22 protein-coding genes are annotated in these 24,982 nt (G+C 61.0%); 1 reads left to right on the top strand and 21 read right to left on the bottom strand.

Features of this window, described 5'->3' with window-relative positions:
- The 18 genes from recN to HY962_16520 form a co-directional block, all read right to left on the bottom strand.
- Complete coding sequence (recN, locus tag HY962_16605; protein ID MBI5648553.1) at positions 1-1,710, bottom strand: DNA repair protein RecN; 1,710 nt, start codon at positions 1,708-1,710, stop codon at positions 1-3.
- Between the two features lie 51 nt (positions 1,711-1,761).
- A complete protein-coding gene (locus tag HY962_16600; protein ID MBI5648552.1) occupies positions 1,762-2,607 on the bottom strand; it encodes a hypothetical protein in 846 nt (281 codons plus the stop codon).
- Positions 2,608-2,635: 28 nt separating this feature from the next.
- Complete coding sequence (rplS, locus tag HY962_16595; GenBank protein MBI5648551.1) at positions 2,636-2,974, bottom strand: 50S ribosomal protein L19; 339 nt, start codon at positions 2,972-2,974, stop codon at positions 2,636-2,638.
- 60 nt (positions 2,975-3,034) lie between these two features.
- Positions 3,035-3,730: a tRNA (guanosine(37)-N1)-methyltransferase TrmD gene (gene trmD / locus HY962_16590; protein ID MBI5648550.1), complete on the bottom strand. Its 696-nt coding sequence runs from the start codon at positions 3,728-3,730 to the stop codon at positions 3,035-3,037.
- Positions 3,720-4,241 carry a 16S rRNA processing protein RimM gene (rimM, locus tag HY962_16585; protein MBI5648549.1) on the bottom strand — a complete coding sequence of 174 codons (522 nt, stop codon included), beginning with the start codon at positions 4,239-4,241 and terminating at the stop codon, positions 3,720-3,722. The genes trmD and rimM overlap by 11 nt, the downstream gene beginning before the upstream one ends.
- 86 nt (positions 4,242-4,327) lie before the next feature.
- Entirely contained in the window at positions 4,328-4,738 is a 411-nt protein-coding gene (gene rpsP, locus HY962_16580) for a 30S ribosomal protein S16 (GenBank protein MBI5648548.1), read from the bottom strand.
- A 41-nt stretch (positions 4,739-4,779) separates the two neighbouring features.
- Complete coding sequence (ffh, locus tag HY962_16575; protein ID MBI5648547.1) at positions 4,780-6,111, bottom strand: signal recognition particle protein; 1,332 nt, start codon at positions 6,109-6,111, stop codon at positions 4,780-4,782.
- Positions 6,112-6,195: 84 nt separating this feature from the next.
- The gene (gene mtaB, locus HY962_16570; protein MBI5648546.1) at positions 6,196-7,515 is read right to left on the bottom strand and encodes a tRNA (N(6)-L-threonylcarbamoyladenosine(37)-C(2))-methylthiotransferase MtaB; all 1,320 of its coding nucleotides are present in this window, start codon (positions 7,513-7,515) and stop codon (positions 6,196-6,198) included.
- 173 nt (positions 7,516-7,688) lie between these two features.
- Positions 7,689-9,434 (bottom strand): 30S ribosomal protein S1, encoded by a 1,746-nt coding sequence (rpsA, locus tag HY962_16565; GenBank protein ID MBI5648545.1) that lies wholly within the window; start codon positions 9,432-9,434, stop codon positions 7,689-7,691.
- 126 nt (positions 9,435-9,560) lie between these two features.
- Complete coding sequence (locus HY962_16560) at positions 9,561-10,511, bottom strand: 4-hydroxy-3-methylbut-2-enyl diphosphate reductase (GenBank protein ID MBI5648544.1); 951 nt, start codon at positions 10,509-10,511, stop codon at positions 9,561-9,563.
- Positions 10,508-11,221, bottom strand: coding sequence for a (d)CMP kinase (locus HY962_16555; GenBank protein ID MBI5648543.1), 714 nt, complete (start codon positions 11,219-11,221; stop codon positions 10,508-10,510). The genes HY962_16560 and HY962_16555 overlap by 4 nt, the downstream gene beginning before the upstream one ends.
- A 75-nt stretch (positions 11,222-11,296) precedes the next feature.
- Positions 11,297-13,540: a hypothetical protein gene (locus tag HY962_16550; protein ID MBI5648542.1), complete on the bottom strand. Its 2,244-nt coding sequence runs from the start codon at positions 13,538-13,540 to the stop codon at positions 11,297-11,299.
- Entirely contained in the window at positions 13,537-14,016 is a 480-nt protein-coding gene (locus tag HY962_16545) for a 6,7-dimethyl-8-ribityllumazine synthase (protein MBI5648541.1), read from the bottom strand. Before HY962_16545 ends, HY962_16550 begins: the two co-directional genes overlap by 4 nt.
- A 15-nt stretch (positions 14,017-14,031) precedes the next feature.
- The gene (locus tag HY962_16540) at positions 14,032-14,859 is read right to left on the bottom strand and encodes a PHP domain-containing protein (GenBank protein MBI5648540.1); all 828 of its coding nucleotides are present in this window, start codon (positions 14,857-14,859) and stop codon (positions 14,032-14,034) included.
- 105 nt (positions 14,860-14,964) lie between these two features.
- Positions 14,965-15,726 (bottom strand): PEGA domain-containing protein, encoded by a 762-nt coding sequence (locus tag HY962_16535; GenBank protein ID MBI5648539.1) that lies wholly within the window; start codon positions 15,724-15,726, stop codon positions 14,965-14,967.
- The gene (locus tag HY962_16530; protein MBI5648538.1) at positions 15,723-16,850 is read right to left on the bottom strand and encodes a PQQ-binding-like beta-propeller repeat protein; all 1,128 of its coding nucleotides are present in this window, start codon (positions 16,848-16,850) and stop codon (positions 15,723-15,725) included. Before HY962_16530 ends, HY962_16535 begins: the two co-directional genes overlap by 4 nt.
- Positions 16,850-19,618 (bottom strand): PD40 domain-containing protein, encoded by a 2,769-nt coding sequence (locus tag HY962_16525; GenBank protein ID MBI5648537.1) that lies wholly within the window; start codon positions 19,616-19,618, stop codon positions 16,850-16,852. Before HY962_16525 ends, HY962_16530 begins: the two co-directional genes overlap by 1 nt.
- Positions 19,619-19,714: 96 nt before the next feature.
- Positions 19,715-20,779: a bifunctional phosphoglucose/phosphomannose isomerase gene (locus HY962_16520; protein ID MBI5648536.1), complete on the bottom strand. Its 1,065-nt coding sequence runs from the start codon at positions 20,777-20,779 to the stop codon at positions 19,715-19,717.
- A 173-nt stretch (positions 20,780-20,952) separates the two neighbouring features.
- Between HY962_16520 and HY962_16515 the strand changes: the two genes are divergently transcribed.
- Complete coding sequence (locus HY962_16515) at positions 20,953-21,390, top strand: DoxX family protein (protein MBI5648535.1); 438 nt, start codon at positions 20,953-20,955, stop codon at positions 21,388-21,390.
- A 132-nt stretch (positions 21,391-21,522) separates the two neighbouring features.
- Here the strand turns inward: HY962_16515 and HY962_16510 are convergent, their stop codons facing one another.
- The 3 genes from HY962_16510 to HY962_16500 are packed head-to-tail and all read right to left on the bottom strand — an operon-like array spanning position 21,523 to position 24,976.
- Entirely contained in the window at positions 21,523-22,851 is a 1,329-nt protein-coding gene (locus HY962_16510; GenBank protein MBI5648534.1) for a glucose-6-phosphate isomerase, read from the bottom strand.
- Between the two features lie 45 nt (positions 22,852-22,896).
- A complete protein-coding gene (gene ptsP, locus HY962_16505; protein MBI5648533.1) occupies positions 22,897-24,720 on the bottom strand; it encodes a phosphoenolpyruvate--protein phosphotransferase in 1,824 nt (607 codons plus the stop codon).
- Positions 24,710-24,976 (bottom strand): HPr family phosphocarrier protein, encoded by a 267-nt coding sequence (locus tag HY962_16500; GenBank protein MBI5648532.1) that lies wholly within the window; start codon positions 24,974-24,976, stop codon positions 24,710-24,712. Before HY962_16500 ends, ptsP begins: the two co-directional genes overlap by 11 nt.
- Between the last annotated feature and the right edge of the window lie 6 nt (positions 24,977-24,982).

Raw genomic sequence — 24,982 nt, 5'->3', positions numbered from 1 at the left:
TTATCCGGTTCGAAAATCCGCGAGCAGATCGCGCGCGGTGCGCTCCGCCGCTGGGGTGACATGGTCGCCGCTGATAAGGCGCGCGATTTCGTGTTCGCGCTCCGACGTCTCGAGCCGGCGCACGTGAGTGGATGTGCGCGCTCCGTGCACCACCTTCTCGACAACTAGATGCCCGGCACCTGCGGCCGCTATTTGCGGCAGATGCGTGATGGCGAGGATCTGGTGACGGCGCGCAAGGTCGTGCATCGCGCGGCCGACCTTGTGGGCCACCGCGCCGCTGACTCCCGTGTCGATCTCGTCGAACACCATGACGGGCACGGGCGATCGGCCTGCAAAAAGCGACTTCATCGCGAGCATGATGCGGGAGACTTCGCCGCCGGACGCAACCTTTGCGAGCGGGCGCACATCCTCGCCGACATTCGCGGAGAGATAGAATTCGGCGGCATCGGCGCCGTCGGGACGCGCCTGCACGCGGCGTCCGTTGTACTCGAGAAAGGGTTCCGTATCGGCGGCGCGTTGTTCGATGCGCGTCTCGAAACGTGCGCGTTGTATGCCCAGGTCCTTGAGGGCGCGGGCGACATCCTTGCCGAGTGTGCCCGCAGCGCGGGTGCGCGCCGCGGTCAGGGCCTCCGCCTTCTCCGATGCGTCAGCGCGCTGCGTGCGCAACTGCGCTTGAAGTGTCTCGATCGTCGCATCGATGTTCTCGAGACTGTCACGCTCGCGGCGCAACTCGTCGCGTTTGTCCAGCAATTCCGGCAGCGTGCAACGGTATTTCCGTTTGAGTGACAGCAGTTCCGCGAGCCGTGTGCGCAGCGCCTCACAGCGGGCAGGACTGAAGTCGATCGTCTCGGTGTACGTGCGCAGTGTGCGCACCGTCTCGTCGATGCCCGCTGCGGCGGAGGAGAGTTCGTGCTCGAGGGAGGCGAGCGCGGGATCTATGCCGGTCAGGTCCGCAAGATCACGCCGCGCGCGCCCGAGTTGGTCGGTTGCGTTCTGTTCGCCGTCGAAGAGCACGCCGAGTATGTTGTTGCCAAGAGTCGCGATTTTTTCCGCGTGCTCGGCGATGCGCAACTCGCGTTCGATGTCGTCATCCTCGCCGGATTGAGGATCGACCGCTCCGATTTCACGCAGGTGCATGTCGAGCACGGCGCGGCGTTCCTCGAGTCGTTCGCGATCGCGATATGCCTTCTCCAGATCCTTTGCGGCGGAGGACAGCGCGGAGTAGGCCTCCTCATAGGTCTCGAGCAGCGGCGCATGCCCGCCGAACGCGTCGAGCAGCGTGAGATGGGCTTCGGGCCGAAGCAGGGATTGATGCTCGTGCTGTCCGTGTATGTCGACGAGGCGGTCTCCGACGCTTTTGAGCTGGCTGACGGTCACCGGCGAGTCGTTGATGAAACAGCGGCTGCTTCCCTTCGCGGCCACCTCGCGGCGCAGTATCAGCGGATCCTGCCATTCAACTCCGAGCGCTGCGAGATCTGCCTCGAGCCAGCGCAGATCGGCCGCGTGAAATTCGGCTTCGATAACGGCTTTTGCCGCGCCGTCCCTCACAGAATCGGCATCGGCTCTTTCTCCGAGTGCCAGACCGAGTGCGTCCACCACGATGGACTTCCCCGCGCCTGTCTCCCCTGTGATCACGGTGAGTCCGTGCCCCAGTTCGATGCGGAGTTCCTCGATGAGTGCGAAGTGTTTTATCGTGAGTGCGGCGATCATTTCTGTGCGGACGGAATCATCTTTTCAAATTAGAGGATTCAGGCACGATGATCAAGACACGGACGCGTCTTCCCCGAGCTCGCTCCAGAATTTGAATGTGGGTATGTCGCGCGAGAGTCCGTGCAAAAACGCCAGGCGGAGAAACTCGGTCATGCCCTCGAGGGCGTCCTCGTCGAGTGTGTACCGATAGTGACCCGGCACGAGGTGCATCAGGTCACCGAGCGCCTGGTCCTTCATCCGCCCTTCGAGCAGGTCCAACGACTGCCTGTCGGCCGTTGCCGCGGCGCGGACCAGCGCGTCCGCCTCAGGTTGAGTAACGAGATGATTCCACGCGGCCGCCACGGCGCGTGGGAACGGGAGTTCGGTGAAATCGTACCACTCGTCCACGATGTCGATCGTTGCGCGGCCTTCCGCGCGCGCCACAGCGTCGCTGCCCGTCACGAGCACCGCGTCGCACAGGCGCAGCGCGTCGTCGATCGGGCCGTCGTACTGGCGAAGCACAGGACTCATGTCGAATTTTTCGCGCAGTACAACCGAGGCAAGAATGGAGTCGGGATCGTCGAGCGCGCGCACGCCGATGCTCGAGAAGTCACGCAGACCGGGATTAAAAACGAGCAGCGAATCACCCGTGGGTCCCACCGCAAAAATTCCAGCCCTCTCGATGAGCGACAGCTCCGCGGTGTTCCGACCCGCCACCAGCGGATGCACGAGCCCCATTGTCACCTGCTGCTCGAGGAGTTGCCATGCGGCATCCGCGGCTGGTACACAGGCGATCGCGGGCGCTCCGCCCGACATCTCACGCGCAAGCGCGTCCAACAGAGGACCGTTCCAGGAATCAAGCGTCGCTGCGATCATCGCGATGGCTCCGTCAGAAAAACGAGAGACATGCCGTGGCATGTCTCTCGATCCCTGGCGACAATGAGTGTCAGGTGGTCTTTGCGCGGACCTGCTTCGCGGCCAGCGTGCGCAGATAGAAGAGTTTCGCGCGACGGACGTTGCCCGAGCGCACTTTCACGATCTTTGCGATCGACGGCGAGTGGAGCGGGAAGATACGCTCGACGCCGACACCGTCGGAAATCTTGCGGACGGTGAAGGTCTTTTTCAAGCCCTCGCCACGGATCGCGATCACGATGCCCTGATATTCCTGGATACGTTCCTTGTCGCCTTCGACGACGCGGACGTGGACGTTGAGGATATCGCCGGGATGAAACGCCGGTATATCCGTCTTCATCAGCGACTGTTCAAGCAAATCGATTTTGTTCATTGTGCCTCCTGTTTCTGTCTAATCTGTACAAAGATAATAAATTCCTGCGACTCTGGAAGTTCATCCGCGCGGGGATGTGGAATCACCGAGCAGATCCGGCCGGCGTTCGCGCGTCAGGCGTTGGGCCTGCTCCTCGCGCCAGCGCGCGATCTCGCGATGATTGCCGGAGAGAAGCGGCTCGGGAACATCGAGCCCGCGGTACGAGGGCGGCCGTGTGTATTGCGGCGCCGCGAGAATACCGTCCATGAACGAGTCCGACAACATCGATTCTCCGTCGCCGATGGCGCCCGGCAGGAGTCGTGTCACCGAATCCACAATCACCATGGCGGCCAGCTCTCCGCCTGTGAGCACATAATCCCCGATCGAGAGTTCCTTGGTGACGAGCTGCGCGCGCACACGCTCGTCCACACCCTTGTAATGTCCGCAGATGATGGCGATCGCGCCAGTCATCGATAGCGCGTTCGCTTCGGCCTGGCTGTACATGCCTCCCGCGGGGGTGGTGAGTATCACCTCGTCATACGTCCTCTCGGCGCGTAGCGCATCCATACATTCGAAGATGGGCTCGGGTTTGAGCACCATGCCGGCACCGCCGCCGTATGGAGAGTCGTCGATGCTGCGGTGTTTATCGTGCGCGTAATTCCGCAGGTCGTGCACCACGATGTCGACGATGCCCGCTGCGCTCGCGCGCTTGAGAATGCTTTCCGTGAGCGGACCCACAAAAAGCGACGGGAAGCCGGTGAGAATATCAATCCTCATCGGCGTCCTCGAACAGGCCCGGAACATCGTTCACCGTCACGCGTTTTGCGGCCGTGTCGACCGACTCGATGATGGCCGGTACGGCCGGCAGCAGCACCTCGCGGCCCTCGAAGCGCACGAGGTAGAGATCCTGCGCGGGGCGCAGAAACACATCGACGATTTCGCCGCGCGGCACACCTTCGGTGCTTACCACGGCGCAACCGACAAGTTCATGCACCCAGATGCGTCCCTCCGGCGGCGGCAGCATTTCGTTCGCGGGGATGAAAAGATTCTCGCCCATATGCCGCTCGGCATCGTTGCGTGTGTTGATGCCCTCGAGAAAGAGCACCACGTCCTTTCCCCGGTCGATGCTCCGCGTCACCGCCCTCTCCGACACGGAGTCGTCCGACGATCCGAGCAACACCTTTTTCAGCGTCGTGAAACGCCGGGGATGGTCGGAGTATGATTGAACGCGCAGTCCGCCGGCAACGCCGTGGACTGCAACGATCTTTCCGATGAGACAGAGATCCATGCTGCGAGCCGCGTGTGCACAGACGCGCGGCCGACCGCGGGGCGGGTCGGTCGCGAGCTGCTGCGAGATACGTTTCTGGTAGCTGTTTACGCCGCGGGAGCGCTTTCGGGTGCGGCTGCGGCAGCGGCCTTCTTCTGCGCGCGGCGCTCTTTCTTCGACGCCTTGCCCGCCTCGCGCTGCTCTTTGGCCTGGCGCCATGCCGCCATTTCCGTCGCGATTTCCTCGGGCGACTTGCCCTTGCGCTGGAGATGGATGCGAAGCATCACGCCCTGGCTGCTGAGAATGCTGCGGACGGTGTCGGTCGGCTGCGCGCCGACGCCGAGCCAGTACTGGATGCGCTCCTCGTCGACCGACACAAACGCCGGGCTGCGGAAGGGCTCGTAATGGCCGAGGGCCTCGATGAAACGTCCGTCACGCGGGAACCGCGAATCGGCCGCCACGATTTTGAACACGGGAAGTTTTTTCCTTCCCCTGCGCTGCAAACGAATTTTTACCACGTGGTTGAACCTCCGAAATAAATGAAGATAATTAGATCCGATTACGAAAATTTTTGATTCATGAGACCGCGCGCAAACTGGCGGGCGCCGCCCTTTGTCAGTCGCTTCATCAGCTTCTGCATTTCCTCGAACTGTTTCAGCAGTCGGTTGACATCCTGGATGGTGGTGCCGCTTCCACCGGCGATGCGCTTGCGGCGGCTGCCATTGATAATCGCGGGTTTCCGGCGCTCCTCGGGGGTCATCGACAGGATGATCGCCTCGATGCGCGTAAAGGCGCGGTCGTCGACATCGACGCCTTTGAGCGCCTTCCCCATGCCTGGGATCATCTCGAGAATCGAGGTCAACGGACCCATTTTTTTCAGGGACTGAAGCTGCGCGTAGAAATCCTCCAGCGTGAACTGGTTCTTGCGCATTTTCTGTTCGAGTTTCGCGGCCTCGTCTTCGTCGAACTGCTCCTGCGCCTTCTCCGCAAGGGTGACAATGTCGCCCATGCCGAGTATGCGTGAGGCCATGCGGTCCGGATAAAACGGCTCGAGGGCGTCGAGTTTTTCGCCGATGCTCACGAACTTGATCGGCGTGTCGACCACGCGGCGTATCGACAGCGCGGCGCCTCCGCGTGTGTCGCCGTCGAGCTTCGTCAAAACCACACCGTCGAAAAGAAGACGGTCGTGGAAGGCCTTCGCGGTGTTCACCGCGTCCTGTCCTGTCATCGAATCGACAACAAACAGGATCTCGGTCGGTTTCACCGAGCGCTTGATGTCGGCGACTTCCTGCATCATCACTTCGTCGATGCTGAGCCGGCCGGCGGTGTCGATGATGATCGTGTCGCGCAGATTTTTGCGCGCGTGGTCGAGGGACTCCTCGGCGATGCGCAGCGGCGTGCGCTCGTCGCCCGAGTACACGGGTACGTCGATGCTCTCAGCGAGCAGCTTCAACTGGCCGATGGCAGCGGGACGGTACACGTCGGCCGCAACCAGCAGCGGATGTCGGCCCTTCTCCTTCAGATGCCGCGCGAGTTTCGCCGCAAAGGTCGTTTTACCCGAACCCTGAAGGCCGGCGATCATGATGATGGTCGGACCCGACTTCGCCATTGCGAGTTCGGTGCGGTCGGCCCCCATCAACGCGATCAATTCGTCGTTGATGATCTTGACGATCTGCTGACCAGGGGTCAGGCTTTTCAACACGTCCTGGCCGAGCGCCTTGTCCTTCACCGCCTCGATGAAGTCCTTCACCACCTGGAAGTTGACGTCGGCGTCGAGCAGAGCGCGGCGCACTTCGCGCAGCGACTCCTCGACGTTCGCCTCGGTGAGCCGGTGTTCGCCTCGAATGCGCTTGAGCGCGAGATCTAGTTTTTCGGAGAGAGCTTCAAACATGCCGTATGTGTGTCAAGAAAAATGGCTCTTCTTTGCAAGAGCCATGAAAAATACGGAAAGAAGGAGAAAATGGCAATGTTTTTCTTACAACTGGCGCGGTTCGGTGTATTTCTCATCCACGATGCTGCCGGCGACATATGCGCCCTGCGGTGCATCGAGCCGCACCGCGATGAGGCGGTGTTCCGCATCCGGAGCCGAGGCGACACCCACACGCACATAATTGTCGGTAAATCCCGATGTTATTCCGTCTTTTGTGTGTTCAAAGAGCACGGGGCGGATACTCCCGAGGTTGTCGCGGTAAAAGGCCTGGCGCTTTTTTTCCGACAGAATACGCAGCATTGCGCTTCTGCGGGCGCGCTCTTCGGACGGCACGGGAGAGCCGATCTGCAGCGCATGTGTGCCGGGCCGCGCGGAATACGAAAACACATGCAGGTAGCTGAAGGGCAGATCCGCCAGGAAGCGGTAGGTCTCCTCGAAGTCGGCCTCCGTTTCCCCGGGATGCCCCACGATCACGTCGATGCCGATCGCGCAATCCGGCATGCGGTCCCGTACGGTGCTGATCCGTTCGGCATAGAGGTCCTTCGTGTACCGCCGCCGCATCAGGCGCAGCACGGAGGCGGAGCCCGACTGAAGCGGAATGTGAAAATGTCTGCACATCCTTTCCGATGCCGCGGTCAATTCGATGATGCTGTCGGTCAGCAGATTCGGTTCGATCGAACTGATGCGGATCCGGTACTCCCCTTCCACCACGAGCAATGCGGCGAGCAACTGTTCGAATGACGTGCCGATCTTGCTGCCATAGTCTCCCACATTCACGCCGCTCAGCACAATCTCGTGGAAGCCGCGCGCAAGGATGTCGCGGGCCTGCTGCACGGTGGACGCGACAGACTGGCTGCGGCTTGCGCCGCGGGCCATGGGGATTGTACAAAAGGCGCAGGAGTAGTCGCAGCCGTCCTGCACTTTGAGAAATGCGCGAGCGCGTCCCTCGCTGTCGGCCGCGTAAGCGGGACCGAATGCGGCTTCCTCATCGAGCGCACCGACGCAGATGCGCGCCTCGCCGTGATGATCGAACGATTCCACGTAGTCGAAGACGCGGAATTTTTCCTGCGAACCGAGGATCAAATCCACCCCGTCGATCGCCGCGATCTGCTCGGGTCTGAGCTGTGCGTAACATCCCATCACGATCACAAAGGCCTCGGGCGAGCGCCTCCGCGCCTGACGCACGAGCTTGCGCGCCTCACGGTCGGCGTTCTCGGTGACGGAGCAGGTGTTGATGAGAATGACATCCGCCGTCTCCTCAAACTCCACCACACTGTAGCCCTTCTCGCGGAACTGCCGGCCGACGGTCGACGTCTCCGCAAAATTCAGCTTGCAGCCGAGTGTATGGAATGCGACGGTGGGCATGATGTATGAACGATGCGTCAGCGTGTGTTGGTTGTGAGCAGGAATTCAGGTTATCGCCAAAGGGGGCGTATGGTGATCTTTGTGCGCGCCGGCACCGGCCGCGGATTCACATGTGTGTACAAAAAGGAGTTGGACGCGGGGGCGCCCAACTCCTTTTGCACGGATAGGAAGCGTCAATCGAACAGAAGTTCGTCGGGACGGAGATCCGTCGCCTCTGACGCCGGGGCGTTGAGCAGGCCATGCGACGCAAGATACGCGTCGATCTGTTCCTGGTCACGACCCTTGAAGTATTCCACAACGGAGAGCACAATCTTCTTGTTCTCCTTGTCGAACTCGATGATACGAAGCGGCAGAGCGTCGCCTTCCTTGAAGGAGGCGGGCACGTCGCGGACAACCTTCGTCGCGAGCTGCGAGGAGGGTACAAAGCCGTCCACTCCCGAGGGAAGTTCGACGATGACGCCCTTCTCGATAAGGCGCGAGATCTTGCCTTCGACTTCGGTGCCGACGCCGTAGATCTGCTCGAACGTTTCCCACGGATTTTCCTGCACCTGCTTGTGACCGAGAGAAATGCGGCGCTGATCGATGTCGATGCCGAGAATCACGACGTCGAGACGTTCGCCCTTCTTCACGATCTCGCCCGGGTGGCGGATCTTCTTCGTCCATGAGAGATCGGAGATGTGCACGAGGCCGTCAACGCCGGGCTCGAGTTCCACAAACACGCCGAAGTTGGTGAGGTTGCGCACGGTGCCGGAGTGATGCGAACCGACCGGGTATTTTGCGATCAGATTCGACCACGGATCCGGCTCGAGCTGCTTCATGCCGAGCGATATTTTCTTGTCCTGCACATCCAGATTGAGGATGACCGCATCCACCATCTGACCCATCGACACAACCTGCGACGGATGTTTGATGTGCTGCGTCCAGCTCATTTCGGAAATATGGATAAGGCCTTCGATGCCCTTTTCGATTTCGATGAATGCGCCGTAATCCGCGAGCGACACGACCTTGCCGCGCACCTTCGTGCCGACCGGGTACTTCGTGTCGATGTTTTCCCACGGGTGCGGCATCAACTGCTTCATGCCGAGCGAAATGCGCTTCTTCTCCGCGTCGAAATCGAGCACGACGACGTTGACCGTCTGGTCGAGCTTCACGATTTCCGTCGGATGATTCACGCGGCCCCACGAAAGATCCGTGATGTGCACAAGACCGTCGACGCCGCCGAGATCGATGAACACACCGAAATCGGTGATAGCCTTGACGGTGCCTTCGAGAATCTGACCTTTCTCGAGACTGTCGAGAATCGCCTTGCGCTGGCCTGCGATCTGCTCTTCGATGATCACCTTGCGGCTGACCACGATGTTCTCGGCCGGCTGGTTGATCTTCACGACGCGCACATCGAGCGTGCGGCCCAGGTACGCATCAAAATCACGGACGGGACGGATGTCGATCTGCGAGCCGGGAAGGAACGCGTCGACGCCCATAAGATCCATCACGATGCCGCCCTTGATACGGCGGATGCAGCGGCCCTGCAGGATGTCCTCGTGATCGAACGCATGCTGGATACGCTCCCAGATGCGGACGAAATCCGCGCGCTTGCGCGAGAGGGTGATGTTGCCTTCTTTGTTTTCAACGGACTCGAGAAACACCTCCACGACATCGCCGATCTTGAGTTCGGACGCGTTGGTGAATTCGTCGATCGAGACCATGCCCTCGGACTTGAATCCGATGTCGATGATCGCGTAGTCCTTGTTCATCTGAATGATCTTGCCCGAGATGATCGTACCCTTCTTCAGCGTGCTGAGGGTGTTCTCGTACATGATCTTCAGCGTGTCGAATTCCTGGGAGTTGTACTCCTCGTCCTCGATCACAATTCCGACCGTATGCATCGGGCGGGTGTTCTCCTGAGCGACGACAGCCATTGCAGGATCTTCGGTGTGGCTTTCTTCTGGTGACATTAAAACTCCTTGGTGGAACATGTCTTTCACCCGTTCCGGGGACGCGAGCTGCCTTCTGGTCCTGGTGCCCGGGGAAAGCGTGAGTTACAGTTAATTGTGAGGGGGGTTGATTAGTGGCAGCTCGTGAATCAGAGACTCGTGTGTGCGCCGCGGCAAGCCGGCGGCAAGGTTTTCGACGGCATCGCGCACCATCGCCATCAGCCATTGCGGTGTGCTCGTCGCCCCGCTGATGCCGACGCTCTGCGCGCCTTCGAACCACGAGGGTTCGATCTCGTCGATGTCCTCGATAAAATATGTGCGGGGATTCGCGGCGGCGCAGATGTCGAAGAGCACTCGCCCGTTCGAACTCTTTTTGCCCGCGACAAAAATCATCATATCGTTCGCTCGCGCGTATTCGCGCAATTTGTTTTCGCGGCCCGAAACCTGCCCACAGATGGTGTCCTTCGCATGGAAGTCCGCGGCCAGGCTCTCCATTGAATCGAGAACAAGTTCGCGTATCCGCGTTTCAAGCACCTCGCGTATCGCCTGAAACGTGGGCTTGTCCATCGTGGTCTGACTGAACAGTACCGTCTTGCGCGAAATGTCGACACCCGCCTCGGCCTCGGCCACGGATTTGACCACGATGCACTCGTCGTTGCAGACCCCGCGCAAGCCGATGACTTCTGCGTGATCCTTTTTGCCGAAGATGACGATCTGATACCCGTCGTCGTAATACTTTCGGATGCGTTCCTGCAGCTTCGTCACGACGGGGCAGGTTGCGTCGACAAGCATGAGACCGAGTTCGCGGGCTCTGCGATATGTCGAGGGCGGCTCGCCGTGGGCGCGGATCAGTATCTGCGTCTCCTTCGGCAGTTCCTCGAGCTGACCGTGATGAATCGTGCGCATGCCGAGTTGCTCCATGCGCTCGATTTCCTTCGGATTGTGAATGATATCGCCCAGCGACACGAGCGCGCGGCCGCGCGCGAGTTCTTCCTCCGCCACCTGTACGGTGCGGACCACGCCCCAGCAGAAGCCGGCAGTCGGATCGATGCTTACATTCATGCGTCCTCTTCTCCTCGCCATTTGCGCAATCTCTTCTCAACTAAACTCCGAATCATCGAAACCTGTTCCTCGATACTCGTGTTTGTTGTCTCCACTTCGATTGCGTCGGGAGATTTGCGGAGTGGCGAATGGTCGCGCTGTGCGTCGTTCTGGTCCCGTTCTTCAATTTCGCGTGATAGCACCTCGATATCGACCACCATGCCCTTGGATTCGAGCTGCAATTTCCGTCGCAGCGCGCGTGTGGCCACGTCAGCCATGAGGTAGATCTTGCATGGTGCATCGGGGAAAACCACGGTGCCGATGTCGCGACCTTCGAGCACCGCCCCGGTTGCGCCTGTGACGGCGTGCCGCTGCAGGGCGACCATGGCCTCGCGCACACACGGTATGGCACTGACATCGCTGGCCGCCTTCGACATCACCTGCGATCGAATGGAATCCTCGATATCCACCCCATTGAGCAATGTTCGCTGCGTGTCTCCCCCGAGTTCCAGTCGGATATCGAGTTCGTCGACGGCGGCGCACACCGCGCCGACATCGTCGAGCGTGATACCGCGTTGAAGCAGGCCGAAGGCCACTGCGCGGTACATCGCCCCGGTATCGACGTAGATGAATCCGAGCTGTTCAGCAAGGAAACGCGCCGTGGTCGTTTTTCCCGATCCGGCGGGGCCGTCGATGGCAATTATGAAGGGGATATTTGGGTTTCCAAGCATATCAAGCTTGGAAATGTACGGAGTTTTCTCTGAATAATGAAAATGCCCCGCCCTGATTCTTTTTTTGGCCTCGTCCTACTGCCTTACGACCAGGATTTTCCCGAGCCGCGTTTCCAAGCCGTCGGCCTGGTAGGCCGCGATGATATACACGCCGGAGGCGACGTACTCACCATCCTCGTCTTTTCCGTCCCAGAATCCGATACGACCGCCCGGTGTCGTGATCTCGCGCACCACCGAGCCGGACGGTGCGAGAATCTTCATGGTGGAGCCCTCCGCGAGTCCGTCGATACGCGCCTGGCCGTCGATGTCGGGACGGAAGGGATTCGGTGACACACGGAGTTCCTTCCCTGTCGCTGCCGCCTGTACAAACGGCGTCGAAAGGCGGGAGATACCCTTGTTGGTTCCGAAATACGCGTCGCCGGTGGCGGGATGAACAACGATGCTCCTGACAGCGTTGTCGATGAGCGGGCTGTTGTCCACCGTATACTGCTCGATGATGGTGCTCCCGTCCGACGACAGGACAAACACACCGGCGTTTGTACCGAGCCACTTGTTGTTGACCGGATCGATGGCGAGGCAGTTCACGACAAGACCTTCGAGGTTGCACCGCGTGTTGTAACATGTGCGCGAGGACCGCTCGGGTGTCGACGGATTGTACACGGTGCGCGGGCCGAGGGGCGTTCCTATCCACACGTCACCGAGGCGGTCGGTTGTGGCGACAAGCACCTTGTCCGCGAGATAGGCGTTGGGATCCACTTTTTTCCACACGTCGTCACCGGTGGATTCGAGCGTGCCGTTTTCGTTAAACGTGATCACGCCCAGAAAATTGTATCCCCCCCACAGCCACTTCGTGCCGAACTGATCGATGCCGAGGCCGTACACATACGCGTCGTCGTAGTAGGGATTCCGATAGGTGTACCAGCGGCCGTCGCGGGTCAGGCAACTGAGTATGCGCGCGTTCGCACCGCGATGATGGACCATCCAGATGTTGCCCTTCGTATCGGTCATCAGCCCGCCGATGGGACTGAATTCCGGACTGTCTGGAATTCCGGGAAACTCGGGATGTGTGTTGCGATCATAACGGTGCAGCGTGCCGTCGGCATTTCGACGCACCACGCCGGAACCCCACGTGCCGATGAGCAACGAGCCATCCGGTCCGGCCGCTACAACACGCGGATCCTCAGCGGGTAACGGAGGATTTGTGGAGGGGGAATACTGGCGCCATTGTACGCCGTTATATCCCGACACACCGCTCCCCGGGGACGCGCTCCAGACTACGCCGGAATCGTCAACGGCCAGTGATGAAATCTGGTTGGCAATCGGACCGTCCGGCTGTACAAAACTCCACCCTGCCGTGGAGTAACGGCTCACACCCTTGCTCGATCCTAGCAGGGGACCGGCTTCACCGGCCATAAGCGCGAGCCGCGTGTACACGGTGTTTCTTCCATAACGGGGATCGGTGGAGGAAGGGCCGATGCGTTGTGGAACAGCCGACCCCTCCACGCGGTACATATACTCGTCGGTGATAAAAAACAGCGTGTCCTCGCGTGTGATGATCTCGCGCACCGGAACTGCGCCCGCGTCGAGATAGACGGGAAGCCACGAGCCGGACTCAAGCCGCGCGCACCCTTTGTCCGTCCCGACAACAATGGTGCCGCCATACGACACAATGGTAGAAACGACCTTCGAAGGGAGGCCGTCGGCAGCAGTGTACGAGGTCCATGACGAGGGATCCTGAAGGTTCGCGCTTCCGGCATCACCGTGTGCAATTCCTTCCGCTGTCGCGATCCAGATCGACTGTCCGGTAAAATATATGTCCTTCACGCTCGATTGTGCGGGGAGGGCACCGAATTTCTGCCAGGTCTCCGTGAACTCGCGTGTCACGGGATTGTACACCGATACACCGAAGTCGGTGGCAATGTAAATCCGGCCTTCCTTTGTCCGGATGGCATTGATTCCCCGCTGTGGTTTGTCTGTCGCGCGTGCGATGTCGAGCACGGAAATCCACCCGCCGCCGGGCTCGAGAATATTCAATGCACCCGTGGCCGCGCCGACGATGATCCGGCCGTTTGCATCGATTTCAACCGCGCGGATATCGATCGACGCGAGTCCCTCAACATTGGTGTATGATGTGAATGTGCCGTCACTCGTCGCGTAGCGGAACACGCCGCCCGCTGTAGCCGCCCAAATGTCGCGGCCGGTGACCGCAAGGTCACGCACCTCCCGCATGGAGGTGTAGGTCTTCCACGACCCGGTCTGTGCGAAGAGTGCTGTACCGGCCGCAAGGAACAGGAACAGCGTCCTGAAAACGTGACTCATGCTGCCGAGGGTTCGATCTGACCGAGAAGATTCACCATTTCGAGAGCGGAGAGCGCGGCTTCCCACCCCTTGTTGCCGTGTTTGAGTCCCGCGCGTTCGAGCGCCTGTTCGAGCGTGTTTGTGGTCAGGATACCGAACGAGATGGGGAGCTGATGCTGCAGCATGAGCTGCGCGATGCCCTTTGTCACTTCCGCGGCGATATACTCGTTATGCGGCGTGTCTCCTTTGATCACTGCGCCGAGACAGACGATTGCGTCGTGCTTTTTCGTGGCGGCGATGCGAGATGCAACCAGGGGAATTTCGAAGGACCCCGGGCAGATGTATGTGTCGATCGCCGACGGATCGGCGCCGTGCCGCAGGAGGCAGTCCGTGGCGCCTTCTATCAGGCGGCGCGTGATGACGTCGTTGAAACGGCTCGCGACAATCGCGAATCGGGAGGATCCGGCCTGGAGGTCGCCCTGCACCGGTGCGTTCATGTCCTGTACTCCTGACTATTGGATGAAGAGACGGCGTTTCATCGCGAGAACATAGTCTTGCGATATGGTGAAACTGCCGAAGTTCTGGTAATCGTTGCGGCGTCCGCCGTGGAAGTCCGATCCCCCGCTTTCGAGCAGGAAATAGGTGGATGCGATGCCGCTGTAGAAACGGCGGCGGACGTCGTCGTGGGCGGGATGTACTGTCTCGATGCCGTCGAGCCCCGCGCGGATGAGCTGCACAAGTTCGTCTTCGGTGATGTACCAGCCGGGATGCGCGAGAATCGAGACGCCGCCGGCATTCGCGATGATGTCGACCGCGTCCTCGGGTGAGATGCGGTACTTCGGTTCGAAGGCGGGGCCGGAGTCGCCGATAAGCGTTTCGAATGCCTGTGAATACGTATCGGTCAGGCCTTCCTCCACAAGCGCCTCCGCGATATGCGGCCGGCCGATGGCGCCATGACCCGCGCGTTCGAGCACGGTGTCGAAGGACAGCGGGAGATCGAGCTGGTTGAGTTTTTTGACGATCCGCGCCGCGCGGCTGAAACGTTCTCGTTTGAACAGATCGAGCGTCTGGCGCAAATACGGGTTTTTGGGATCGAAGAGATAGCCCAGGATATGGATGTCTTTGTTACCCAGAGTCGCGCTGAGTTCAACACCGGGGATGACGTCCACACTGAATTCCCTGCCCGCCTCGACGGCTTCCTCCAGCGCGTCGATGCTGTCGTGATCGGTGATGCTGAGCAGGCCGATGCCCATCTCGGCGGCGCGCATCACAAGTTCGCGCGGCGAAAGCACGCCGTCGGAATAGTGGGTGTGGGTGTGGAGATCGACCTTTTCTGACATGGGGGTACCTTGGGCGAGGTCAACGCGGTACACAGCGAAAGCGTCTCGTTCCGTGGTCTTGAGGCTGAATTCGCTGTGGTGTGCGTCGAAGCGCAAAGATACGCCTTATCGGTCGTGGAACAAAAGGAAGACCAAATATCCGACCGATGCCTCCAGTGCTACAAGGCAAATTCCGGCCCACAAATCATCGCGCCGCGTAGCGCGAAGCGCCGCATTGTCGCCGCTGCGGCGGTAGTCGTCGTAATGCCGGTCGGCACTGCGTTTGAGAATGACCGATGCCGTACCCGCAGCGAGCCCCAATCCCGCGGCCGCAAGCACCGAGGTGCCCGGGGAACGGAACGAGGCCGCGTCCCGAACCTGCGGCTGAGGGACAGCTCCCGGGAGCGGATCGAGGATGACGCGGGCCGAACCATCCTCGCCCGGTATGATGCCGCGCAGTTCGCGGTAGCCGGGTTTTGTGACCCGGATCCCCGCCGTTTCACAGTTCTCGAATTCGAGCGGCGTGCGCCCGAGCAGGGAATCGCCGCAGTACACCGCGGCATCCGGCGGCTCAGTGCTCACCCTGTACCGCTCCGCAAACACCACGCGGTTTACTCCCTGCTGCGCGTCGAGACGCGGAGGCGGGAGGGCTGTGCGTCTCGCGCGCCATATGCTCCGGCCGGGATAATAAAGGAGCAACGTGTCCTTTTCCAGTCCGGTGAGCCGCAGCGGCGTCTGACCGAGCAGTGAATCCGCGCGCCACACTTCCGCGCCCGCGGGCACCGATTCTATGATTGTCGACCGCAGGGACAACGGATCGCCCTGCTGGCCCTGCGCCGTGCACACCGCAGCCAGCATCAGCAAGTTTATTGCGAGGCGTTTTATCATTTTTCCCCTCCCCTCGCACCCAGCACCAACACCGTGCGATCGGCGGTGCATACTATCAGCCGCGATTCCGACACAAGCGGTGCCGTGGTCACGCGTCCACCGATCGACATCGCCCACGTCTCCGTGCCATCCTGTCGCGACCGAAGGGAAATGCGTCCGCGCTGTGTCACTGCCACAATGCTGCTACCTGAAACCACGAGTCCGGCGCTGACCAGGCCTCCCGCCTGCGCCGTCCACATTGTCCGTCCATCTACAAGTGCGAGGGCATGCAGCATGCCGTCGGCGGAGGCGACGTACACCGCCGAGGTATCGGCCGCGAGCGCCGCGAACACGGGTGACACGACGGAACGCCTCCAGCGCTCTGTGCCGTTTTTGCGGTCGAAGGCCGCCACATCCCCTGAGCGCCCGGCGGCGAGTACAAGATCGGCTGCAACAAGTGGAGGCGCCTCGATGGTGCTGCCGATCGCGGCCTGCCACATCTCGCGGCCGTCCTGTATCGACAGAGCCCGCAGCATGCCTCCCCTGTATCCCGCAAAGACTCTGTCGCCATCCGATGCGGGCGCCGCGAGTATGCCTTTCGTGGAGCTTACGCGCCACACCTGTGTTGAATCCGCGCGAAGTCGGAACACGTCACCATCTGTCGTACAGCCGATGACATCACGCCCGTACAGAAGCAGCGGGGTTTCTACCAGTCCTGCCTCGACGCGCCAGAGTGTCGAGCGGCGCGGGATGTCCACACACGCGAGTTCCCCGCCGCCCGCTGCGAGCGGCACGTACAACACGCTGTCGGCCAGGGCGGGCGTGCCCTTGATCCAGCCCGTCAGATCGAGCGTTCCGAGCGCGCGCAACGCGCGGAGGTCCACCACCTCGATGGCACCATTCACGCAGGGGATAAACACGAGGCCCTGCGCGAGCATCATCGATCCGGGTGACGGTGTACCGTCGAGCTGAAACACGGCCAGTGTGTCGAGCAACCGCGGAAGCTCCGACACCGTGCGCGCCGTGCGCGAGGCGTTTCCGCCGCTCTGTCCCCACTCCGCCGTGGTCCACGACGGGATGGTCTCGAGTTCCTCGAGTGATCCGCATCCGGCGGTGAGAAGCAGCACGAGCATCAGGCGTCGCATCAGAAATCCCACCCGAAGAAAAACTGCTGAAACGTGCCGCTTTGCAGGGCCCGGAAATTTCGTTCAATACGCTTCCCGAAATCGTAGCGGAAAACAATCACGCCGAACAGATTGAAACGCAGTCCCGCGCCGATGCTCCCGAGTGTCTCTGTGTATTCGTCATCCCACGCGTTACCGGCATCCGCGAACAGCGCGCCGCGTAACACGCCGAGGTCGATCGCGCCGAAGGGAAAATCGAAACCGACACGGTCGAGCACGGGGAAACGGAGTTCGACACTGGTCAGCCACCGTTTGCTGCCGCGTATCGACCATCGCGGCCAGCCGCGCAGGTCCCAGCTCCCTCCGAGAAAATACCGCCGTGCTTCGCGGCCGTCGTTGTACAGCAACTCGAGGCGCGTGGCGAGTGCGGATCGCGCTCCAAGCCGCAGATAACGCCGGTAATCCACCATCACGGAAAAGAAATTCACGTTCGAATACTGCACGTCGGTGGTGAAGGACAATGTGGCGTTGAAGCGGCTTCCGTCGATGGGTCCGGTGATGTAATAGAGCGCGTTGTCGCTCACGTACGACACCGAATTGGTGAGTAGCAGTGCCTTGCGCTGCCGCAGCTCATACAGCGCCTCCTTGTCGGAACTTCCCAGACTCACGCTGCCCTCGATGCGCTGAAATGCCGTCAACGGATACGCGAGCGCCCCGTACGCGCCATACGCGCGTTCGATGAAGTACTCGTCGGGATCGAGCAGGTCGTAGCGGCGTCCGGAAAAACTGTAGATCCCGTATGCGTAAGGAGCACGCGCTCCGAGCGACATGCGCGAGACCGCGATGTTAAAACTCGAGAGCAGTTCGCTGCTGGTCTGCGCAGTGTTGTAGATCAGGAAGTAGTAGTTGTCGTTGCCGAACAGGTCGCTGACGCTCAACGCGGCGCCTCCTACGGTACCGAAGATCGGATCCGTCGAGATCTGGCTCTGCGCGATGTCGAGCTGATACTCCCGCTCGTACTTGATGGATGCGCTCGCCGCATCGCCGCGCCACTGCGGAACCGACCATGGTTCTTCCCCGCCGCCGGCGATGTCGACCTCGAGAGCGTCCGCGCTATCGATGCGCGCGGCGATGCCGCGGAGACGTCGGATCGAGAAGCGGTAGGCGTCGAAGGCGGAAAAGACGAGGTCACCGTCACCTGTCCAAATTGGATCAAAGGCCGACGAGAGCAAGGAGGTCAGGCGACGCAGCGTCCTGCGCGCCGCGCCCGCGGAGTGCGGCTTCAGCGCGTACACGTCGTGCACACCCTCGCGGTCGTTTGTGCACAGGAGCCAGCGGCCGTCGGGCGACCATGAGGGTGCCGCGTAACTCCCGCTGTCCTGCGCGAGCGACTCGATGGTGCGTCCCGTCGTATCGGTGAGAAAAAGCTGAAAGGCGCCGCGCGCGCCGCCAGTACCGCGGTCCGACACGAACGCGATCGAGAGTCCGTCTGGGGACCAGGCAGGGTCGCGGTCGTCATACGGATCGTGTGTGAGCGGACGCAGCTCGTCTCGCGCCACGTCGACGATGTAAAGATCCGACTCGCCCGAAGCATCGGCTCCGCTCAACACCAGGCGCCGACCGTCGGGAGCCCAGGAGGGGGATCCGAGCGTCACAAGCGCGCCGATCTGCATCGAGCGGAGATGCGTGCGCGTCTCGATGTCGAACACGTGCAACACGTCGCGCTCGCCGCTTTTGGTCACAAAGGCGACACGTCCGTCGGAAGTAACGGATATACGTGTCTGATATGCATGAAACGCCTCGAAGGCGCCGCTCTTCTCACCTTCGAGCAGCAATTCCGCTTCGGCGCCGCGCGTGGAAACGCGGTACACCCCCGTGTAGCCCGAATTGTTGCCCATGTACACGATGTAACTCGAGTCGCCGCGCGTGTACCAGAATGGCTTCGCCGCGAAACCCTCCGTGACCAGCGCTTCCGCCACGTCGGACGCGCGGTCGCGGGTCGCGGCGAGCGGATACAGCCGTCGGCGGAGCCAGCGCAACCAGGCCCGGTCGATCTCGTCCATCGTCGCGCCGGTGCTCCAGTGCAGCACGTCGCGGAAGTCGGCGGACTTCCACACATTCTCGATGATGCGCACGATCGACTCCTCACCGTATTCCTCCGCGATGAAGGTGAGCGCGTTCTGACCCTCCTTGTACATCAGGAAGGATCCCGCGATCATATTGATCGACCGCAGCGGCGCGACGTAGCCGTAATGCACCGCGTCGCGCAACAGCATCTCGGCCTGGCTGTCCCAGCGCGTCGAGAAATATTCCGCCAGTCCTTCCACGAACCACAGCGGCGGGTATCGTTCCGCGGGCACCCCGTGGTCGCGTAACACCTGCGACACCTTGTTGTGCATGAACACGTGCACGAGTTCGTGCTGTATCACATGGCGGAATTGGTGGAGCGAGCCGGTGTAGGGAATGACCACGCGGCCTTTGATGAACTCGAAGAATCCGCCCACACCTTCGGGAATAAACCCGGGCGAAATATTCGTCTGTTGGAAATGCAAGTGCGACGAGTAGAAAATCAGCGGAATGCGATGCATTACCGAATAGTTGAACCGCGACTCGAGTTCGACAAAACTCGCTTCCGCGAAGGTGGCGCCGCGCCGCGCGAGGTCCTCCATCTCCGGGTAGTAGTAGATGTCGAAATGTTCTGTCGCCAGCACCCGCCAGTCAAAATCGGTGTATGCCACCTTGTTCCTGCCGAAGGGCAGGAACTGCGCGTGCAGAACCGGAGCGCACATTGTGACGACCAACAGCAACAGCGGTACTGCGGAACTCCTCCAGGGTGCCGTATGTGTGCAATTGTATCGCATACCGTGCCGCGCGAACATGCCGGATCAGGCCGAGGCGAGCGCGTTTTTCAGTGACGATATTTTTTCGATCGGAAACGGATCGATGCCGCCGCCGATGGCGAGATAGTAGCTGATCCAATCACCGAGGCAGACAAGCTCAAAAACACGGCCCAGCGGTGTCGACGCCGTTGCGGCGATCTGTTCGATGCGACCCGCGAGCGGACGCAGCAGACCGAGTGTGGCCTCGAAGCGTAGCGCGACGCGCGGATGCTCGTCGGGCGTGCGCAGCACCAGCACGGAAATGCGTTGCAGCAGATCCGGATTTTTTTCCCACCCGACGATCTCGTTGTGGTTCATTTCCGGCAGCATGTTACCGTAGGCGAGCATCTTCGCATTTTCCTCGATCTGTCCGCGCCAGCGCAACAGCACGGGCTCCAGCATCGTGTGCCCCGCATAGAGCACAGGCAGCGAGCCGTGAAGCATCTCCGCGTACCACAGGGCCGTGTTTCCCGGAGCAGCGGGGTCCGCAAAACGCGCCACTGCCGCGCGTGCGACGGCGATCGTCTCGTCGCGCTCTCGCGTCATATCAGGAACGATTCCGAGGCGTTCGACACAGCGAAGAAGCGCGAAGAATAAATGCCCGAGCGCGAATCGCGGCGCCAGACCACCCGGAATGCGGATCACGGCGTGTCCGTCACGAGTGACGCGCCCGGCGAATCCATCACCCGAGGTGATACAGAGGATGGTGCAGCCGCGCTGAACGGCCGCATCGTACGCAGAGAGTGATTCCTCCGTCCCGCCCGAATAACTCATCACGACCACCAGCCAGTTCGCGCCGACACAGGCGGGCAGGCTGTAGCCCCGATGCACGAGGATCGGATACGGCACACCCTCCGCTGCGAGCCCGCGAAGAATATCCCCGCCGATGGCCGATCCGCCCATGCCCGCGATGGCGACACCACGCAGATGTGAGAGGTCGATGGTGGGGAGCTGCGCCGCGTCGGCGGCGGCTGTGCCCGTGATGATGTGATCGGGAAATGCGCGGAGTATTCCGTGCTGATCGGTGGGATCGTACATGCGGCGCGCCGCCGCGTAATCGATGTTATTCATGGATGTCCGATGTGCTGTGATGCATCGCGAAAAGTACTGCCGCCCGTACGAGGGTACAAGTCCCGCGCGTGTTCCGTCGCATGATGGCTGCGGCGGGTCGGCTGTCGCTTCGGGAGAAAATCGAGTATATTCGCGAGGAAACTTCCCAGAATCACCACACTTCGAGGTGAACCATGAAACCGTTCGATACGCTTGTGGGTTGGGCGGATATTCATCATCCGCAATGGCTGGATTACTTGCGGATGCTGACGGGCGCGGTATTGCTCGCAAAGGGACTTTCTTTTGTGCTGGACAGCGACACGATGCAGCGAATCCTGCACGACAACGGCTTCGGTTTCCTTCCGGTGCTGTTCATGCATTACGTCGTGATTTTTCAGCTCGCGCATAGCGTCCTGCTTATGTTGGGATTGTTGACACGGATAGCCGCACTCGCGCAGCTTCCCATCGTGCTTGGTGCCTGTTACGCACTTCTCGTGCGGCCCGAATTCTCCGCGTACCAATCCGACCTCTGGCTTGCACTTCTCATGCTGTTCCTGCTCGTCATCTTTGCCGTGACGGGCGGAGGCCGCGCGTCGGTGGATCATCATATCCGCCTCGCACGCGCCGGCTGACTCCACATTTCCGCACGGCGCATCAGCGCGGATGAGGGCCCGCGTTGCAGTGATGCGGTCGAGGTCTGCACCACCGGAATTCTCACGCCGTGACGCGCGGGCTGCTGCCGCCGTCCGCCGCGGAGTAGCGCGCTATTTCATTCGCGCCAGTAGCGCTGCGCGTTCGGCTTCGAAACCGGGCTTGCCGAGAAGCGCGAACATGTTGCGCTTGTAGTCTTCCACACCGGGTTGATCGAAGGGATTGACGCCCATCGCGTAGCCCGAAATGGCCACGGCGATCTCGAAGAAATACAGGAGGGCGCCGATGCTGTCCGGCCGGATCGATGGAAGACGGATTGCCAGATTCGGTGTGCCACCGCTTTCGTGCGCAAGCGCCGTTCCTTCCCAGGCGCGCAGCGTGATCCACGAAAACGGTTGTCCGGCCAGATATTGCAGACCGTCGGTCTCGTCTCCCGTGTCGGGCACGAGAAGGTCGTCGCCGTCCGATTCCGCAAGCAGGAACGTCTCGAACATCCGTCGCTCGCCATCCTGAATATACTGGCCCATCGAATGCAGATCGGTGGTATTCATGACCGCGGCGGGAAAAATTCCCGCGCCTCCCTTTCCTTCACTCTCACCGAACAGTTGTTTCCACCATTCGGCGATCATGAGGAAAGAGGGATGGAAGCCGGCCAAAATTTCGATGTTCTTCCCCGTGGCGGCAAAGGCGCGGCGCAGGGCGGCATACCGCAACGCGATGTTTGTTTCGAAAGACGCGTTGAAAGCCGTTGCGTGAAAGGCGCGCGCGCCGGCCAGCAGCGCGTCGATGTTGATGCCTGCTGCGGCAATGGGCAACAATCCCACGGGAGTCAGCACGGAAAATCTTCCGCCCACGTCGTCGGGGATAATAAAGCTTCGATATCCCTCGGCATCCGCGAGTCCGCGCAGGGCGCCGCGCGCGGAGTCGGTTGTTGCGACGATACGTTTCGCTGCGCCATCACGCCCGTAGCGCCGTTCCATCCAATTCTTGATCACGCGGAAGGCCAGCGCGGGTTCGGTGGTGGTGCCGGATTTGGAAATCACATTGACGCTGACGGAACGATGTTCCAAGGCGCGCAGCAGGGCGGCGAGATCGCTGCCCGCGAGATGGTGCCCCGCGTAGTACACGTCGAGATCGTGTTGTGTGTGTGGCGGCGAACAGGCGTCGATGACGGCGCGCGCTCCAAGATACGAACCGCCGATGCCGACGACGATCAGTGCGTCCGATTCACCGCGTATCCGTGCAGCGGCGTCGCGTACGGCATCGACGCCCGCGGCGGACTGCACGGGCAGATCCAGCCACCCGAGGAATTCGGATCCGGCGCCATTGCGGGTGCGCAAGGTGTCGAGCGCGCTGCGTGCTGCGGCGCGGGCGGTGTCGAGGACGGCTGCATCGAGTGCCGCTGTGGCGCGTGTATCGTCGAGAGTCAGAAGATCCTGCATCGTGGGCCGTGTGCTGAGTGAAGGTGCGCGCGGTGTTCCCGCATATCAGGTGTTCATCGCGCCGTTGAGTATGTACATGGATGCGAGGTGCGGGAAGCGCTCGCGGAACGCGGAGGCAAGCAGGCGTTTGGTCTCGGCGGTTGTATGGCAACGCAGCACTTCCTCGGCAAAATTTTTTGCATCCTCGTACCGCGTCTCGCGAATGATGCCCTTGATCGTCGGGATCATGGACGGCACCATGCTGAATTCGTCGAGTCCGAGTCCGAGCAGCAGAATGGTGCCGAGCGGATTCCCTCCCATCTCGCCGCAGAGCCCCACCCACTTGCCATGCGCGTGCGCCGTGTCGATCACATGTTTGATGGCGCGGATCACGGATGGGTGGAATTCCTGATAGAGGTTCGTGATGAGGTCGTTGTTGCGGTCCACAGCCAGCAGATATTGAACCAGATCGTTTGTGCCGATGCTGAAAAAATCGACCGCGCGGGCAAATACATCCGCCAGCAGCACCGCCGAGGGCACTTCGATCATGATGCCCACTTCCATCGCATCGTCGAACGGACACCCCTGCGCCTGCAGCTCGGCCTTGGCCGCGTCGAAGTGCGCGCGCGCCTCCCGCAGTTCGGCAAGCCCGGAGATCATCGGAAACATGATCTTGATGTTGCCGGTGACGGAGGCGCGCAGTATGGCGCGAAGCTGCGCGCGGAATTCTTCGGGCTTGTCGAGCATCACGCGAATGCCGCGCCAGCCGAGCGAGGGATTATCCTCCTTGCGGGCTTGGACCATGAATTTGTCGCCGCCGAGATCGAAGGTGCGGATGATCACCGACTGCGGGTACATCGATTGTGCGATGGAGCTGTAGGCGACATACTGTTCCTGCTCGGAAGGAAATTCCCCTTCGAGAATCGAGAGATGCTCGGTGCGGTACAGCCCGATCCCCTTCGATCCCTGCGCGAGAACGTATTCGACCTCGTTCACAAATTCCGCGTTCGCCGAAAGTTCCACCTTATGACCATCGGGCGTGACGCAGGGCAGACCCACGAGTTTTTCGAGCCGCGTCTCGATCTCATGAATGCGATCGATTTTCCCGCGGTACTCCGCAATGGTTTCGGGAGAGGGATGCAGGATAATGCGCCCGAGCTGACCATCGAGGATCACCGTATCGCCCGTGCGGATGGTCTCGGTGGCGTCGTGTGCTCCGACCACCGCGGGCACTTTCAGCGAGCGGGCGAGAATAGCCGCGTGGGACGTGATGCCTCCCAAATTTGTCGCGTAGCCGAGCACGTCATTGCGGAGAAAGAGCACCGTGTCCGCGGGTGTAAGAACGTCGGCGATGACAACGTGTTTGCCCTCGATGTTGGCGTGTAGACGTTTCTTCTGCAGCGCGCGGAGCAGGCGCTGGGCCACGTCGTCGAGGTCGGCCGTCCTTTCGCTGAACAGCGGATTGTTGGTGCGCAGCAGCATCGCCTTGTACCGCTCGAATTCCTGATGGATCAGGAAATCCGCGTTCTTGCGCTCCTCACGGATGCGTCGCTCGAGCGCCTTGCCGAGTTCCACATCGTTGAGCAGCATGATCTGCATCTCGAAAATGGCGGATGCGTCACTGTCGAGTTTTGCCTGCGCAAATTCGATGATCTTGGTCAGTTCCCTGTTCGCGCGCTCGAGCGCCTCGCCGAGCAACTGCAGTTCGGCGTCCACCTCTTCGAGACTGAGCGCGCGCTCGGTCACGTACACTTCCTCGCGTTCGTACACATAGGCGGGGCCTATGACCACACCGCCCGCGGCGGGCAGACCCACCAGCACTCGCTCCTCGAGCACGCGTGCGTCCTCGACGCCGCCCTTCGCGGGCTCCACGGGCAGATCAGGCCTCACCGAAGCCCTCATCGAACAGGTGACATATTTCGCGAGCAGCTTCCGCCTCGTCGGCCCCGTCAAAGACGAGCGTCAGACGGGCGCCTCTCTCGGCGGCGAGTGTCATGACGCCGATGATGCTCTTGCCGTTGATTTCGAAACCGTCCTTTTGAATAAAAAAATCCGACTGGAAACGGGACGAAAGCTTCACGAGCTGCGCGGCGGGACGTGTGTGCAGACCCGCCTTGTTCTTGATGGTCACTTCGCGTTCGATCACGCCGGA

The organism is Ignavibacteriota bacterium, assembly GCA_016218045.1.
Classification (GTDB): Bacteria; Bacteroidota; Ignavibacteria; order SZUA-365; family SZUA-365; genus JACRFB01.
Note: the sequence above shows the minus strand (reverse complement) of the source record. Positions and strands in the feature narration are given on the sequence as shown.

What these genes read in the sequence shown, in the direction of transcription:
- recN (MBI5648553.1), bottom strand. Translation starts at nt 1,710, where the DNA reads ATGATCGCCGCACTCACGATAAAACACTTCGCACTCATCGAGGAACTC.
- HY962_16600 (MBI5648552.1), bottom strand. Translation starts at nt 2,607, where the DNA reads ATGCCACGGCATGTCTCTCGTTTTTCTGACGGAGCCATCGCGATGATC.
- rplS (MBI5648551.1), bottom strand. Translation starts at nt 2,974, where the DNA reads ATGAACAAAATCGATTTGCTTGAACAGTCGCTGATGAAGACGGATATA.
- trmD (MBI5648550.1), bottom strand. Translation starts at nt 3,730, where the DNA reads ATGAGGATTGATATTCTCACCGGCTTCCCGTCGCTTTTTGTGGGTCCG.
- rimM (MBI5648549.1), bottom strand. Translation starts at nt 4,241, where the DNA reads ATGGATCTCTGTCTCATCGGAAAGATCGTTGCAGTCCACGGCGTTGCC.
- ffh (MBI5648547.1), bottom strand. Translation starts at nt 6,111, where the DNA reads ATGTTTGAAGCTCTCTCCGAAAAACTAGATCTCGCGCTCAAGCGCATT.
- mtaB (MBI5648546.1), bottom strand. Translation starts at nt 7,515, where the DNA reads ATGCCCACCGTCGCATTCCATACACTCGGCTGCAAGCTGAATTTTGCG.
- rpsA (MBI5648545.1), bottom strand. Translation starts at nt 9,434, where the DNA reads ATGGCTGTCGTCGCTCAGGAGAACACCCGCCCGATGCATACGGTCGGA.
- HY962_16560 (MBI5648544.1), bottom strand. Translation starts at nt 10,511, where the DNA reads ATGAATGTAAGCATCGATCCGACTGCCGGCTTCTGCTGGGGCGTGGTC.
- HY962_16555 (MBI5648543.1), bottom strand. Translation starts at nt 11,221, where the DNA reads ATGCTTGGAAACCCAAATATCCCCTTCATAATTGCCATCGACGGCCCC.
- HY962_16550 (MBI5648542.1), bottom strand. Translation starts at nt 13,540, where the DNA reads ATGAGTCACGTTTTCAGGACGCTGTTCCTGTTCCTTGCGGCCGGTACA.
- HY962_16545 (MBI5648541.1), bottom strand. Translation starts at nt 14,016, where the DNA reads ATGAACGCACCGGTGCAGGGCGACCTCCAGGCCGGATCCTCCCGATTC.
- HY962_16540 (MBI5648540.1), bottom strand. Translation starts at nt 14,859, where the DNA reads ATGTCAGAAAAGGTCGATCTCCACACCCACACCCACTATTCCGACGGC.
- HY962_16535 (MBI5648539.1), bottom strand. Translation starts at nt 15,726, where the DNA reads ATGATAAAACGCCTCGCAATAAACTTGCTGATGCTGGCTGCGGTGTGC.
- HY962_16530 (MBI5648538.1), bottom strand. Translation starts at nt 16,850, where the DNA reads ATGCGACGCCTGATGCTCGTGCTGCTTCTCACCGCCGGATGCGGATCA.
- HY962_16525 (MBI5648537.1), bottom strand. Translation starts at nt 19,618, where the DNA reads ATGTGCGCTCCGGTTCTGCACGCGCAGTTCCTGCCCTTCGGCAGGAAC.
- HY962_16520 (MBI5648536.1), bottom strand. Translation starts at nt 20,779, where the DNA reads ATGAATAACATCGATTACGCGGCGGCGCGCCGCATGTACGATCCCACC.
- HY962_16515 (MBI5648535.1), top strand. Translation starts at nt 20,953, where the DNA reads ATGAAACCGTTCGATACGCTTGTGGGTTGGGCGGATATTCATCATCCG.
- HY962_16510 (MBI5648534.1), bottom strand. Translation starts at nt 22,851, where the DNA reads ATGCAGGATCTTCTGACTCTCGACGATACACGCGCCACAGCGGCACTC.